Annotated in this window: 13 protein-coding genes; 4 read left to right on the plus strand and 9 right to left on the minus strand. The window is 62.6% G+C overall.

Annotation, left to right across the window (positions count from 1 at the left end; translation table 11 throughout):
- Positions 1–92: 92 nt before the first annotated feature.
- Both D0550_RS32555 and D0550_RS32560 read right to left on the minus strand, forming a co-directional pair.
- Positions 93–758 carry a FecR family protein gene (locus D0550_RS32555; protein ID WP_116813355.1) on the minus strand — a complete coding sequence of 222 codons (666 nt, stop codon included), beginning with the start codon at positions 756–758 and terminating at the stop codon, positions 93–95.
- Positions 718–1,308 (minus strand): RNA polymerase sigma factor, encoded by a 591-nt coding sequence (locus tag D0550_RS32560; RefSeq protein ID WP_116813356.1) that lies wholly within the window; start codon positions 1,306–1,308, stop codon positions 718–720. The genes D0550_RS32555 and D0550_RS32560 overlap by 41 nt, the downstream gene beginning before the upstream one ends.
- A gap of 170 nt (positions 1,309–1,478) precedes the next feature.
- Between D0550_RS32560 and D0550_RS32565 the strand changes: the two genes are divergently transcribed.
- Positions 1,479–2,372, plus strand: coding sequence for an MBL fold metallo-hydrolase (locus D0550_RS32565; protein WP_116813357.1), 894 nt, complete (start codon positions 1,479–1,481; stop codon positions 2,370–2,372).
- A gap of 55 nt (positions 2,373–2,427) precedes the next feature.
- On the opposite strand, the gene D0550_RS32570 is transcribed toward D0550_RS32565, so the two are convergent.
- The 3 genes from D0550_RS32570 to D0550_RS32580 are packed head-to-tail and all read right to left on the minus strand — an operon-like array spanning position 2,428 to position 5,442.
- A complete protein-coding gene (locus tag D0550_RS32570) occupies positions 2,428–3,072 on the minus strand; it encodes a dihydrofolate reductase family protein (RefSeq protein ID WP_116813358.1) in 645 nt (214 codons plus the stop codon).
- Between the two features lie 17 nt (positions 3,073–3,089).
- Positions 3,090–4,253 (minus strand): type IV pilus twitching motility protein PilT, encoded by a 1,164-nt coding sequence (locus D0550_RS32575; protein ID WP_116813359.1) that lies wholly within the window; start codon positions 4,251–4,253, stop codon positions 3,090–3,092.
- A 13-nt stretch (positions 4,254–4,266) separates the two neighbouring features.
- Positions 4,267–5,442 carry a serine hydrolase domain-containing protein gene (locus tag D0550_RS32580; protein WP_161966199.1) on the minus strand — a complete coding sequence of 392 codons (1,176 nt, stop codon included), beginning with the start codon at positions 5,440–5,442 and terminating at the stop codon, positions 4,267–4,269.
- 81 nt (positions 5,443–5,523) lie between these two features.
- Here D0550_RS32580 and D0550_RS32585 point away from each other — a divergent pair, with 81 nt between their 5' ends.
- From D0550_RS32585 to D0550_RS32595, 3 genes are all read left to right on the plus strand, one after another.
- Positions 5,524–6,060 carry a TFIIB-type zinc ribbon-containing protein gene (locus D0550_RS32585; protein WP_116813361.1) on the plus strand — a complete coding sequence of 179 codons (537 nt, stop codon included), beginning with the start codon at positions 5,524–5,526 and terminating at the stop codon, positions 6,058–6,060.
- An 84-nt stretch (positions 6,061–6,144) separates the two neighbouring features.
- On the plus strand, positions 6,145–7,302 hold the full coding sequence (locus D0550_RS32590) for an aromatic ring-hydroxylating oxygenase subunit alpha (protein WP_116813362.1): 1,158 nt from the start codon (positions 6,145–6,147) through the stop codon (positions 7,300–7,302).
- Complete coding sequence (locus tag D0550_RS32595; RefSeq protein ID WP_116813363.1) at positions 7,286–8,908, plus strand: phytoene desaturase family protein; 1,623 nt, start codon at positions 7,286–7,288, stop codon at positions 8,906–8,908. The genes D0550_RS32590 and D0550_RS32595 overlap by 17 nt, the downstream gene beginning before the upstream one ends.
- Here the strand turns inward: D0550_RS32595 and phhA are convergent.
- From phhA to D0550_RS32615, 4 genes are all read right to left on the minus strand, one after another.
- Complete coding sequence (phhA, locus tag D0550_RS32600) at positions 8,901–9,764, minus strand: phenylalanine 4-monooxygenase (RefSeq protein ID WP_116813418.1); 864 nt, start codon at positions 9,762–9,764, stop codon at positions 8,901–8,903. The genes D0550_RS32595 and phhA overlap by 8 nt on opposite strands.
- A gap of 44 nt (positions 9,765–9,808) precedes the next feature.
- On the minus strand, positions 9,809–10,123 hold the full coding sequence (sugE, locus tag D0550_RS32605) for a quaternary ammonium compound efflux SMR transporter SugE (protein WP_116813364.1): 315 nt from the start codon (positions 10,121–10,123) through the stop codon (positions 9,809–9,811).
- Between the two features lie 104 nt (positions 10,124–10,227).
- Positions 10,228–11,337 carry an alanine racemase gene (gene alr, locus D0550_RS32610; protein WP_116813365.1) on the minus strand — a complete coding sequence of 370 codons (1,110 nt, stop codon included), beginning with the start codon at positions 11,335–11,337 and terminating at the stop codon, positions 10,228–10,230.
- Positions 11,334–12,635: a D-amino acid dehydrogenase gene (locus D0550_RS32615; RefSeq protein WP_116813366.1), complete on the minus strand. Its 1,302-nt coding sequence runs from the start codon at positions 12,633–12,635 to the stop codon at positions 11,334–11,336. The genes alr and D0550_RS32615 overlap by 4 nt, the downstream gene beginning before the upstream one ends.
- Positions 12,636–12,669 lie beyond the last annotated feature (34 nt).

Below are 12,669 nucleotides of genomic sequence, written 5' to 3' on the forward strand. Positions count from 1 at the left end.
GGCCGACGCGATGGTGACGTTGTCGAGTGAGATCTGCGCGATCGCTGGCGAGGGCAGCGACGGCACCACATTGCCCGGCCCCGGATCGAGCGTCAGCTCGCCACCTGCATGCAACATACTGCCTGCTCGCGATCGTCACGCGCCCAGACCAGCACACTGCCTTCCTTGACATGCACCGCGCCGCCCGTATCGCCGAGTCGACGGACGGAATATTCGGTGCCGGTCGCCTGCGCATAGACGTCACCGGAGCGCACTACGAACGGCCGGCTGGAATCCTTGGCCACTTTGAAGGTCGCTGCGCCACTGAGCAGCGTGATCTTGCGGTCGCGGTCCGATAACGCAAAATCGATCTTTGCGCCATCGGCCAATGTGACGACCGAGCCGTCGCGCAATTTCATGATTTGATGCGCGACGAGGCTCGACTGCTCGCGCGGCCAAAGACTCAACGTCACAACGCTGACCACGGCGAGGCAAGCAGCGATTGCCGCCCATCGCGGCACGGCTCGTCTGACCATTGCAGGCTCAGGTGCAACATCGTCGGATGCTTGCACCGGCGGACCGCGCGTCACCGCGGCTTCCATGACATGCAGACCCGCTTGCGCTCGCAGGTAAGCGCCGCGATGCCGACGATCGGCTGCCAACCAGGCTTCGAGCGCTGCGCGGTCTTGCTCCGTCACATCGCCGTAGGCTAAGCGCGTTGCCCAGCGGGCCGCCTGCTCATCTACGCCATTTGCTATTACTGGACTGGCGTTTGCCAAGTGGCGTTACCTTCGCTTCAGTGGTGCGCGGCTCCGGCTCCTGCACGGCATTCAGCACGCTTTTCAGGCCACGCACGATGTGATTCTCGACGACGCTTTCGCTGATCCCCAACAGCCGCGCCGTGTCCTTCTGCGACAGGCCCTCGATCCGCCGCAGCTCGATGACCCGGCGGCAGGTCCAGGTGAGCCGCGACAGCAGGCTCGTGACCCGTTCCAGCTCCTGACTCGCCTCCAGCGCGCGGTCTGCCGACGGCTCCTCGTCTATGACGTTCAACCAGTCGATTTCCGTCACGCGACGAATACTTTCCACCTTGGCGCGCCGTAAATTGTCGGTCGCGACCGCCTGCACGGTGCGAAAGAAGTAGGAACGGACGTTGTCGATATGATCCAGCGACGGCAGGCTGGCGATCCGGCAGTACGCTTCCTGGATCACGTCATCGATGTCGATGACGCTGCCCCACTGGCGCCGCAGCCAGTTACGGACCAGCCCCTCGTGCGGCAGGATTTCCCGGGCTACCCGGGCGGCCACCCGGTCACGCTCACCATTCATCTTTTCAGCATTTCGATGCAGGACTTGCAGCGCCCGTGAAGCGGCAGGGCCTGCGATTATAGGAAGCACTGTGTGAACGATTTGTGACGATGCTAGGATGCGCGCCCCACTCACCAAAGCCCTACTCACATTGAAAAAAAAAACAATTCGCTTTGCCGCCGCTTTTGTGTTTGACACTCGCCGCCTGTGCGCCGAAATCAGAAGCGCCCCAGGAACCGGCTCAGCGCAGCGCCGCTGCCGAACAGACCGCTGCTCCCGCTGGCAGCTTCAGCATCGGCGAGCTGTCCGCCATCGCTCTGCGTGACGGCGCATTTGAGTTTCCGAACGACAACAAGATTTTCGGCGTCGGCAAGACGACCGAGGAGGTCGGCGCTGTGTTGACGGCTGCCGGCCTGCCCACCGACAAGCTGGGCGTGTCCCTGCAGCCGCTGCTGGTGAAGAGCACGGATCGCGTCTTGTTGTTCGATACGGGCGCAGGTACCAACTTCGGCCCGGCCGGCGGTCAGCTGCAGCAGTCCCTGGCCGATGCCGACGTCGACCCCGCCAGCGTCACCGACATCTTCATCTCGCATCCGCATGGCGATCACATCGGCGGCCTGCTGAACGCCGAAGGCGCGCTGGCATTTCCGAACGCGACGGTTCACATGGGCGCCGCCGACTGGGTGTTCTTGCAAGGCATGCCCGCCAATGCCGCGCTGGTAACCGCGCTCACACCGAAGATCGACGCGTTCGCACCCGGCGCCGACCTGGTACCGGGCGTCGTCAAAGCGGTCGATCTGCACGGTCACACGCCCGGCCACTCCGGTTATGCGATCGGCTCGGGCGCGAATTCGCTGCTGTACATCGGTGACTCTGCGCACCACTACGTTATTTCCGTGCAGCAGCCAGAATGGACGGTCTCCTTCGACACCGATGCCGCGATCGGACAAAAGAATCGTCTCGACGTGATCGCGAAGAGCGCTGAGAGCGGTCAGCGCATCTACGGCGTGCACTTCCCCTACCCCGGCGTAGGCAAGTTCGAGCGTCAGGGCGACGGCTTTGTCTGGGTTCCGGAAACGCTGTAACTAACGTGGTAGCTGCGTGCAGCGGATCGAACGCTGCACGCAGCTGTGTCTGTTGCTAGTTCTTGGTGATGCTGACGTGTAACACGGCTTCGGAAGTCACGGATCGAGTGACACTGTAGCCAAGCTTCACCAGATCCAATCCCGTCAGCAGCGGCTCGCCCCGTCCCAGCAGCGTGGGCACTACGGCCAGATGCATCTCATCGATCAACCGCGCCTGTAGATACTGCCGGATCGTCGACGCCCCACCGCCGATTCGAACGTCCTTGCCATTGGCCGCAGCCAACGCCCGTTCGAGCGCCGCATGCATGCCATCCGTCACGAAATGGAATGTCGTGCCCCCTTCCATGCTCAGCGGTGCGCGCGCATGGTTCGTCAGCACGAACACCGGCGTGTGATAAGGCGGATTCGGCCCCCACCACCCTTGCCAATTCTCGTCGGGCCAGCGGCCGCGAATCGGACCGAACATGTTCCGTCCCAGGATCCAGGCACCCAGGTCCGCCATGCCTCGGGCCAGATACTCATCGTCGATGCCGGTGCTGCCGCCTTGGTTGCCAATCATTTGCTGGAACGTGCGCGTCCCATAGACCCACTCGTGCAGCGACTTGGCGCCAACGCCCAAAGGATGGTCCAAAGACTGATCGGGCCCGGCGCCGAAGCCATCCAACGACACGCAGAACCCATTGACGCGAACCTTGCCCATCTGTCTCACTCCTCAACTCAACGAATCTTTTTCTCGATCTTGCGCGCCAGCTCGGCGAGATCGACATTCTCGTCGATGGAAATATCGACCGGAGCTTCCGGCGGCTTGCGCGTCGGGGGCGCGACGGGTGGCGGAGTCGGCGTGGTGTAGGGTTGCGTATCCATCGGCGGATTCGCGACCTGCCGCGACGGCATGACCCAGTCCCGCTTCTGGTCCATCCAGCGACGATAGCGATCGAAACTCCACATGCCATCCTCGCCGCCCGACTGGATCACGGTGGCCAGCTGGCTGAACGCGCCACCGCGAATCGTGCCCTTGGCATTCGAGCTCGCCATCAACACTTCACAAAGCGGGACCCGCAACTGGTAATCCTGCAGATATTCCAGCCGCTGGCACACCACCGCGACCAGACAGTCTGCAACCTGCGCGCGAATGCTGCCCTGAATTTCGGCCGCGAACGACATGCACATTCGATTCAACGCCTCGGCGCACGTCGATGAATGCATCGTCGCGAGCACCAGATGCCCGGTCTCGGCCGCATTCAACGTGAGCCGCATCGCTTCGGCCGTGCGCATCTCGCCAATGACCAGCACATCTGGATTCTCTCGTAGCGCATCGATGATGGCCTGTTCATAGCTCGGCGAATGCGTCGGCACTTCGCGCTGGCGGATGAACGAGCGATTGTTCGTATACAGGTATTCGATGGGACTTTCGATGGTGATGATGTTCCTGGCGCGCGACGCATTGATCTCTTCGATCATCGCCGCCAGCGTCGTCGACTTGCCGCATCCGGTCGGTCCCGAAACGATCACGAGCCCGGTCTGCGCTGCGGTGAGCTTGCTCAGATCCGGGTGCAGATTGCTGCTCTTCAGCGTGTTCGTCGAGGACGTGAGCAATCGCACCGCCAGCGCTGCGCCACGAACGGTTTGAAACAAATTGACCCGACAGCGCGTGCCCGCGACGTTGATCGACAAATCCGCCGACCCCCGCTCCCGAAACTGCTCCCACTGCTCATTGCCGAGCAATTCCCTACCCATTTCCGCTACGCGCGCTGCCGGCAGCAATTCACTGATCGGCGACAACTCCCCACGAACGCGCACCACCACCGGCGTCCCCGCCTGCAAATGCAAGTCGCTCGCGCCCAGCGTGCGCGCTTTCAAAACCCACTCTGCCAACATCATTGGCGTGTCTCCATCAATGCTGCTCCAACTCCGCCAGGCCGCTGCCGCCGGGACTGGTCGGATTGAGCAGCGCCAGAATGCGGCGAACCATGTCTTTATAGTTCGCCCGGCCAGCGTAGGTATTCGCCAGCAGAATGACCCCGGTCTGGGCCGTGCCGTCGAATTCGTACGACGTGACGAACCCTTCCGGCCACACGCCGCCGTGGCCCACAGCGGCGAGTTTTCCGTCAGGCTCGCGAACTGCGGCGAAACCCACGCCGTCACCATATTGCAGATTGGCGTTCGATGGCACGAGCATTTGATACGAGGCCTGCAACATATTATTGCTGAGCACTTGCTGCGGCCCGCGCATCATTTGAAATCGCATCAACTTCGCAAGATCGGCCACATCGGTCAGCAAACCCGCAGCGGGCAATAACAGATCCTTCTTGGGATTGACCCACGGCATCTGACCGCGCGAGTCAGTCTTGTTGAGAGCGTAGCCACGCGCCACATGCACCTGCATGTCCTCGGCAATCGAGAAGCCAGAGCGCCGCATCTCGAGCGGCTCCAATATTTGTGTACGCACGTACTCGGCATACGGCCGCTTCGCCGCGCGACTCAGCGCCAGACCGAGAATGGCATAGCCCGCATTCGAGTAATGCCGCACCGTGCCCGGCTCGTGCTGAAATTTGAACGATGGAATGACCACAGCGATGGCCTCTTCCCAAGTGCTCGCAGCATCGAACGCTGCCCGTCGGTCCTCGGGAATCGAGATGCCAGCCTGCGTGCCCGCAGTCATCGTCGCCAGCTGCATCAATGTAATCGGCGGCGCCCACGGATAAGGGTTGTGCATCTGGCGCACTTCCGGAACGTACTTCTCCGCCGGATCGGCGAGATGGACACTGCCTCGCTCAACGAGCTGCAACAGCATCAGGCCCGTCACCATCTTGGTGACCGAGGCGATCGGATAGATGGAGTCGCGAGTCGCCGGACGCTTCGCTGCCTCGTCGATCCAACCAATGCTGTGAGTCCACACCAGCTCGCCCTGTGCGACGATCCCGACCGTCAATCCGCCGCGCCCATCCTTGGCGAACTCCTGCTCGACCCACTGACGCACCTCTGTAAAGTTGCGTTGAGAGGAGCCCTGCGCGAGCGACGCTGCGAACAACAGCACGATCGCTGCAATCCAGGTGGGTCGAGTGTCCATGGCGCTGGCTGGTAAGGACGGAGTGTCGATTGTAGCGCCGTCTGGCCGTATCATTTGCCGTCCCTCGCGCGGAGAAGCTGAATGAAGTGTCCGGTATGCAAGACGTTTGAGCTGCGACCCACGATGATCGAGGAGCTGTTGCCCGCGATGGGTTGCGAGCAATGTAAAGGCTCGTTGGTTGGGTTGCTGTATTACCGTCACTGGGCCGAGCATCACAAGCCGTCTTCGGACACCAGCGCGCCGGCGACGGTCGCCGAATTGCCGGCGGACACGACCTCTGCCCTGCGCTGTCCGAAATGCGAGCGCATCATGACCAAGTACCGCCTGACCGGAACCGTCGCCAACCGGCTGGATGTGTGCTCCATCTGCGACGAGGCCTGGCTGGATGGCGGCGAGTGGCAATTGCTCGAACAGCTGCAGCTCAGCGACAAGCTGCCCGCGGTGTTGAGCGACACCTGGCAGCGTAAGATCCGCAATGAAAGCAGCGAGCGTACCCGTCAGGAAATCCTGCGCCGGGATCTGGGCAGCGAGGATGCGGGCAAGGTCGAAACGATTCGTTCCTGGTTGAAGGGACATCCGGCCAAGAGCACGATTCTTACTTATCTGTATCGCAACTGATCTGTATCCCAAGTAACGCCGCCCTGGACAAGCGCCGTCGGTTGAGGCAATGCTGACGGCATCTTCCGGTCCGAGGATAGCGTTATGAGCGCCGCTGCCCGACCCGCATCATCGCAAGCCGTGGCCCCCTCCGCAGAGCCGGCGGTGGGGTTGCCGGCCTGGATCTATCGGGATGCCGACTTCTTCGAGCTGGAGAAGCGCACCATTTTTCGCACCAGCTGGCAGCTGGTCTGTCATGGCAGCGATCTGCCGAATCCCGGCGATTATCACTGTTTCGACCTGCTCGGCGAATCCATCGTCTCAGTGCGCGGCCGCGACGGTGAGATCCGCAGCTTTCATAACGTTTGCCGTCATCGCGCCTCGCGCCTGCTCGATGGGCCGAAAGGCCACTGCGGCGGACGCATCACTTGTCCGTATCACGCCTGGACCTACTCGCTGGACGGCCGGCTGATCGGCGTGCCCCATCGAGAAACGTTTCGAGGTCTGCAGCCGGAGCTGCACGGCCTGGTGCCGCTCGAACAGGAAATTTTCATGGGCTTCATTTTCGTACGTCTGGAGCCGGGGCTGCCCAGCGTGCGCGAGATGCTGGCGCCGTACGCGCACGAGCTGGCGGCGTATCGACTCGAAGAGCTGGTGCCTCAAGGTCGCGTCACGTTGCGCCCGCGGCCCGTGAACTGGAAGAACGTTGCGGACAACTATTCCGACGGCATGCACATCGACGTCGCGCATCCAGGATTGTCCAGACTGTTCGGCAACGGCTATGGCATCGAAGCCAGGGACTGGGTCGACAAGATGTGGGGCGGTCTGCAAGACAAGCCGAGCAGCAACTGGTCGGAGCGCCGCTATCAACAGCTGCTGCCGGCGGTCGAGCATCTGCCGCCCGAGCGGCAACGACTCTGGACCTATTTCAAGCTATGGCCCAATGTCGCTTTCGATATCTATCCCGATCAGATCGACTTCATGCAGTTCATTCCCGTCTCCCCGACTGAAACCATGATCCGCGAGATTGCCTACGTGCATCCCGACAACCGTCGCGAGATGCGTGCCGCACGCTATCTGAACTGGCGCATCAACAGACAGGTGAACAAGGAAGACACGACGCTGATCGCTCGCGTGCAGGCGGGTATGAATTCGAGCAGTTACACGGTCGGGCCGCTGAGCGAAAGCGAGGTCTGCTTGCGCAGCTTCACGCGTCGCATGCACGAGATGATTCCGGAGAGTCGCAGTGCCCGCAAAGTCTGATGTCCTGATCGTCGGCGGTGGCCACAACGGCCTGGTCTGCGCAGCGTATCTCGCCGCGACCGGCTTGAAAGTCACCGTACTCGAGCGCCGTCATGTGGTCGGCGGTGCCGCCGTGACCGAAGAGTTTCATCCGGGCTTCCGCAATTCCGTCGCCTCCTACACGGTCTCGTTGCTCAATCCGAAAGTCATTCGCGATCTGAACTTGCATGCCAACGGCTTGCGCGTCGTCGAGCGCGAAGTCTCCAACTTCCTGCCGACCGAGGACGGCCGCTATCTGGCCACCGGCGGCGATCGAACCAAGCGCGAAGTCGCGAAGTTCTCGCAGAAAGATGCCGAGCGCCTCGATGCGTACGGCGAGCGGCTGGACATCATCGCCGACCTGTTGCGCGATCTGGTGCTGCAAACCCCGCCCAATGTGGTCGATGGCGGCTGGCGCGTGGCCCTGCCCGAATTGGTCCACGCCGCCGGCCTCGGCAAACGTTTCAGCAAGCTCGACATGAGCATGCGACAGGAGCTGCTCAGTCTGTTCGTCACATCGGCGGGCGATTATCTCGACGGCTGGTTCGAGAGCGCGCCGATCAAAGCCGTCTACGGTTTCGATGGCGTCGTGGGCAATTACGCGAGCCCCTACACGCCCGGCTCGGCGTATGTGCTGTTACATCACGTGTTCGGCGAGGTGAACGGCAAGAAAGGCGCATGGGGTCACGCCATCGGCGGCATGGGCGCGATCACCCAAGCAATGGCGAAGTCCGCTGCCAGCCGCGGCGTCGACATTCGCCTCAACGCCGGCGTGCGCGAAATCATCGTCGAGAATGGCAAGGCCGTCGGCGCGGTGACCGAATCCGGCGAAACATTCCGCGCCGCCGCCGTCGTATCGAACTTGAACCCCAAGCTGCTATACACGAGCCTGATCGACGCAGGCGCGCTACCCACGGCGTTCCGACAGCGCATCAGTCAGTGGCGCTGCGGCTCCGGCACGTTCCGAATGAACGTCGCACTCTCGGAACTACCCGACTTCACCTGCCTGCCCGGCAAAGAGCGCAGTCCTCATCACACCGCGGGCATCATCATCGCGCCGACGCTCGGCTACATGGAGCGCGCCTATTTCGATGCACGCACGCAGGGCTGGTCGCAACAACCCATCGTCGAAATACTCATTCCCTCGACGCTGGACGACAGCCTGGCCCCGCCCGGCCAACACGTCGCGAGCATGTTCTGCCAGCACGTTGCGCCGACCTTGCCGAACGGCGAGTCATGGGACACGCACCGGGAAACGGTGGCGGATCTGATGATCGAGACCGTCAACGCATATGCGCCGAACTTCAAAGCGTCCGTGCTCGGCCGTCAAATCAACAGCCCGCTCGATCTGGAGCGCACATTCGGTCTGATTGGCGGCGACATCTTCCATGGCGCACTGAGCCTCGATCAGATGTTCTCCGCCCGCCCGATGCTGGGTCACGGCAACTATCGCGGCCCGCTGCCCGGTTTATATATGTGTGGTTCCGGCACGCATCCCGGCGGCGGCGTCACCGGCGCGCCTGGACACAACGCAGCTCATGAAATCATCGGCGACTTCCGTCGCAAGGTCGTGCGACGAATTACTTGATCGCCCGTGCGCGGGCATACGCCTGCGTGCCGTGAGTGTAGACACGGTCGCTCGGCAGCACGGCATCGATTGACAGCTCCGGCTCGCTCCTGAGCCGAGCGTACAGCGGCGCGAAGTCCGTCTCGACCGTCTGGCGCAGCAGGTCCTCGAAGCTGTCGATCACGAAGTACGTTTGCTGAAAGTCGTCGATGCGATAGTGAGTGCGCATCACGCGCTCGAGATCGAAGCCCAAGCGGTTCGGCGACGAATCGTCGAGCGCGAACACCGATTCGCCGTACGAGGAAACAATGCCCGCGCCATACAGCTTGAGCGCGTCGCCTTGACGGATCAGTCCGAACTCGACGGTGTACCAATACAGCCGCGCCAGCGAAGTCAGCGAGCCAAAGCCATGCGCGCGCAGCCCGCCCTGGCCATACGCTTGCATGTAGTCCGCGAACACCGGATTGGCCAGCAACGGCACGTGCCCGAACACGTCGTGGAAGATGTCCGGCTCCTGCAGATAGTCGCGCTGTTCGGGGCTGCGAATGAAACGTCCGGCGACGAAGCGGCGATTGGCGAGGTGCTCGAAGAACACGCGCTCCGGCACCAGCCCTGGCACCGCGATCACCTGCCAGCCGGTGGCCTTCATCAAGCGCTCGGACAGCTCGTCGAAGTGCGGGATGCCGGGCCGCGTCATACGCAGCATCTGCAGTCCGTCCATGAACTCGGGAACGACGCGCTCGGGCAGCATGCCGGCCTGCCGCTCGAACAGGTGATCCCACATGGCATGCTCCGCCGGACTGTAACGCTCCCACTGCTGGGGGATGCTCCAGTCTTCAGCCGCCCCTTGCGGGCGCTGAAGTGTGACGTCGGCCATGCTCGTGACTGCTGCTGCTTGCTGAATCAGGCCGGTATGGTAGCTCACGAGGCCAGTTTCAGGCCTAGGATTCCGGTCACAATGAGCAAGACGCAGAGCATCCGCGCCACGGTCACCGCCTCGCCGAACAGCACGATGCCCAGCAGCACGGTGCCGACGGCGCCGATACCGGTCCACACCGCATAGGCCGTGCCGACCGGCAGCGAGCGCATCGCCCAGCTCAGCAATGCGACACTGATGGCCATCGAAACGATGGTGCCGACGCTCGGCCACAGACGCGTAAAGCCGTCGGTATATTTCAGGCCAATGGCCCAACCGATCTCGAACAGGCCCGCGATGAAAAGAAGAGTCCAAGCCATGATGCCTCCGGGGTGCGCTTGCGCGCTATTAGAGGGGTCGTCCCCGGATCGATGAAGCAGCGGCAGGGTCGTCCCTGCCGGCATAGCTATTAGAACAGAATTCTCTAGCGAGTTCCTGTCAGCCGCACCGCTTCGCCAGTGCCCTGTCCGGCGTTTTCGTGCACGAGTGGCGCACGTTTTACCGCGCACAGCAATTCGTACGGGCTGCGGTTGGCGCTCCTGGCGACGGCCGCCACTGGCACGCGCGGCCCCCACAACTCGACGGCGCTGCCGACGCCTGCGTTGGGCAACGCGGTGAGGTCGACCGTCAACATGTCCATCGAGACCCGACCGATCAACGCGGTCGCCTGCCCATCCACCGCAATCGGCGTCCCTGTCGGAGCAGTTTGCGGATACCCATCGGCGTAGCCTGCGCAGACCAGTCCGACGCGCGTGCGCTGTGAAGCGACGAACGTCGCGCCATAGCCCAGCGATTCGCCCGGTTCGAGCGTGCGAACGTTGAACACGCGGCTTTCGAAGGTCATCACCGGCTGCAACTCGGACTCGGAACCGCCTCGGGGATCGACACCGTACAGCATCAGTCCAGGGCGTGCCCAATCTCGGCGGGCAGCAGGCCAGGCGAGCAAGCCAGCAGAGTTGCACAGACTCCGCTCACCTTTGAGCGTCGCAGTCGCCGCATCGAAGGCTTCGATCTGCTGCGCCGTCATCGGCTCGCCCGACTCATCGGCGCGCGCGAAGTGCGTCATCAAAGTGATCGAGCTCACCTTGCCCGTGTTCTGCAAGCGTTGATACGCCTGCGCAGCATCCGATCGCCGGAATCCCGCACGGCTCATGCCGGTGTCGATCTTCAGCCAGACATTGAAGCGGGCACCGGTCCTGCTCGCTTCGATCAGGCGGATCTGCTCCTCCTGATGCACGACCACCCACAGATCCAGCTCGTTGGCGATCTTCAGCTCGGAGGCATTGAAACAGCCTTCCAGTACGAGGATGGGATTGCGAACCCCGCCCTCGCGCAGCGCACACGCCTCATCGAGGAAGGCAACGCCAAAGCCATCGGCGATCGATGCAAGCGAATGCGCCGAAGCCAGCGCGCCGTGGCCATACGCGTTGGCCTTGAGCACGGCCAGCGCACGCGCTCCGTGCACGTCGCGAGCATGGAGATAGTTGTGTCGAAGCGCCGCCAGATCGATTCGAACACTGGTCGGACGCGTCACGCCGTCTCCTCACCAGCGACCAGCCGCGGCCGATGCGCGCTCGCTTTCTGATAGCGCGATACATCGAGACCATCGGTGCGGATCTCAGGGCGATAACCGGTCACCTGATCGGCGATGAGACGCCCTGAACCGCACGCCATGGTCCAGCCGAGCGTGCCGTGACCGGTATTGATGAACAGATTGCGGTACTCGCTCGCGCCCACGATGGGCGTGCTATCCGGCGTCATCGGCCGCAGGCCGGTCCAGAACTGGCCCTGCTGCAAATCGCCTGCACCACCATACAAATCGTTGACGACCAGCTCGAGCGTCTGACGACGCTGCGGCAGCAGCTCATGATCGAAGCCAGACAGCTCCGCCATGCCACCGACACGAATACGATCGTCGAAACGCGTCACCGCGACTTTGTAAGTCTCATCGAGCACCGTCGACACCGGCGCTGAAGACTCATTCACGATGGGCAGCGTCAGCGAGTAGCCCTTTACCGGATACACCGGCAGATCGATACCCAGAGGCAACGCCAACGCGCGCGAGTAGCTGCCGCACGCCAAAACGTAGGCGTCGGCGGTAATGCGCTCCTCGCCGAGACGCACGCCGGTGATGCGTCCACCGCCGGTCTCGATCGCAGTGATGTGCTGACCGAAGCGGAACGTGACACCCAACTTCTGCGCCGCTTCCGCCAGGCGCTTGGTAAACAGGTTGCAATCGCCCGTCTCGTCATTGGGCAAGCGCAAGCCGCCGGTGAGCTTGCCCTTCACCTGCGCGAGCGCGGGCTCGGCCGATGACAGCTGATGCTCTTCGAGCAACTCGTAGGGAACGTTGCATCGCTCGAGCACGCGAATGTCCTGACGCGCCGACTCGAACTGTTTGCGGGTACGGAACAGCTGCAGCGTGCCGCCGGTGCGCTGTTCGTACTGGATGCCAGTTTCAGCACGCAAGGCTCGCAGACAATCGCGGCTGTATTCGGCCAGACGGAGCATGCGCTCCTTGTTGATGTCGTAACGCTCGGGCGAGCAGTTGACGAGCATCTGGGCCATCCACTTCAGCTGATGCAGGCTGCCGTCGAGGCTGATGGCAAGCGGCGCGTGCTTCTGGAACATCCACTTCAGCGCCTTGAGCGGAATGCCCGGCGCCGCCCAGGGCGTGGAATAGCCTGGCGAGACCTGGCCGGCGTTCGCGAAGCTGGTCTCCGCGGCCACCGCAGTCTGCCGATCGATCACCGTGACGTCGGCACCCCGGCGCGCGAGATACCACGCACTACACACACCGATGACGCCGCCACCCAGAACCACTACGCGCATGAACACTCCAAGTGCATCTGAAGCGTCAGCAATT

The sequence above is a fragment of the Steroidobacter cummioxidans genome (assembly GCF_003104955.1).

What these genes read in the sequence shown, in the direction of transcription:
- D0550_RS32560 (WP_116813356.1), bottom strand. Translation starts at nt 1,308, where the DNA reads ATGAATGGTGAGCGTGACCGGGTGGCCGCCCGGGTAGCCCGGGAAATC.
- D0550_RS32570 (WP_116813358.1), bottom strand. Translation starts at nt 3,072, where the DNA reads ATGGGCAAGGTTCGCGTCAATGGGTTCTGCGTGTCGTTGGATGGCTTC.
- D0550_RS32575 (WP_116813359.1), bottom strand. Translation starts at nt 4,253, where the DNA reads ATGATGTTGGCAGAGTGGGTTTTGAAAGCGCGCACGCTGGGCGCGAGC.
- D0550_RS32580 (WP_161966199.1), bottom strand. Translation starts at nt 5,442, where the DNA reads ATGGACACTCGACCCACCTGGATTGCAGCGATCGTGCTGTTGTTCGCA.
- D0550_RS32585 (WP_116813361.1), top strand. Translation starts at nt 5,524, where the DNA reads ATGAAGTGTCCGGTATGCAAGACGTTTGAGCTGCGACCCACGATGATC.
- D0550_RS32590 (WP_116813362.1), top strand. Translation starts at nt 6,145, where the DNA reads ATGAGCGCCGCTGCCCGACCCGCATCATCGCAAGCCGTGGCCCCCTCC.
- phhA (WP_116813418.1), bottom strand. Translation starts at nt 9,764, where the DNA reads ATGGCCGACGTCACACTTCAGCGCCCGCAAGGGGCGGCTGAAGACTGG.
- sugE (WP_116813364.1), bottom strand. Translation starts at nt 10,123, where the DNA reads ATGGCTTGGACTCTTCTTTTCATCGCGGGCCTGTTCGAGATCGGTTGG.
- D0550_RS32615 (WP_116813366.1), bottom strand. Translation starts at nt 12,635, where the DNA reads ATGCGCGTAGTGGTTCTGGGTGGCGGCGTCATCGGTGTGTGTAGTGCG.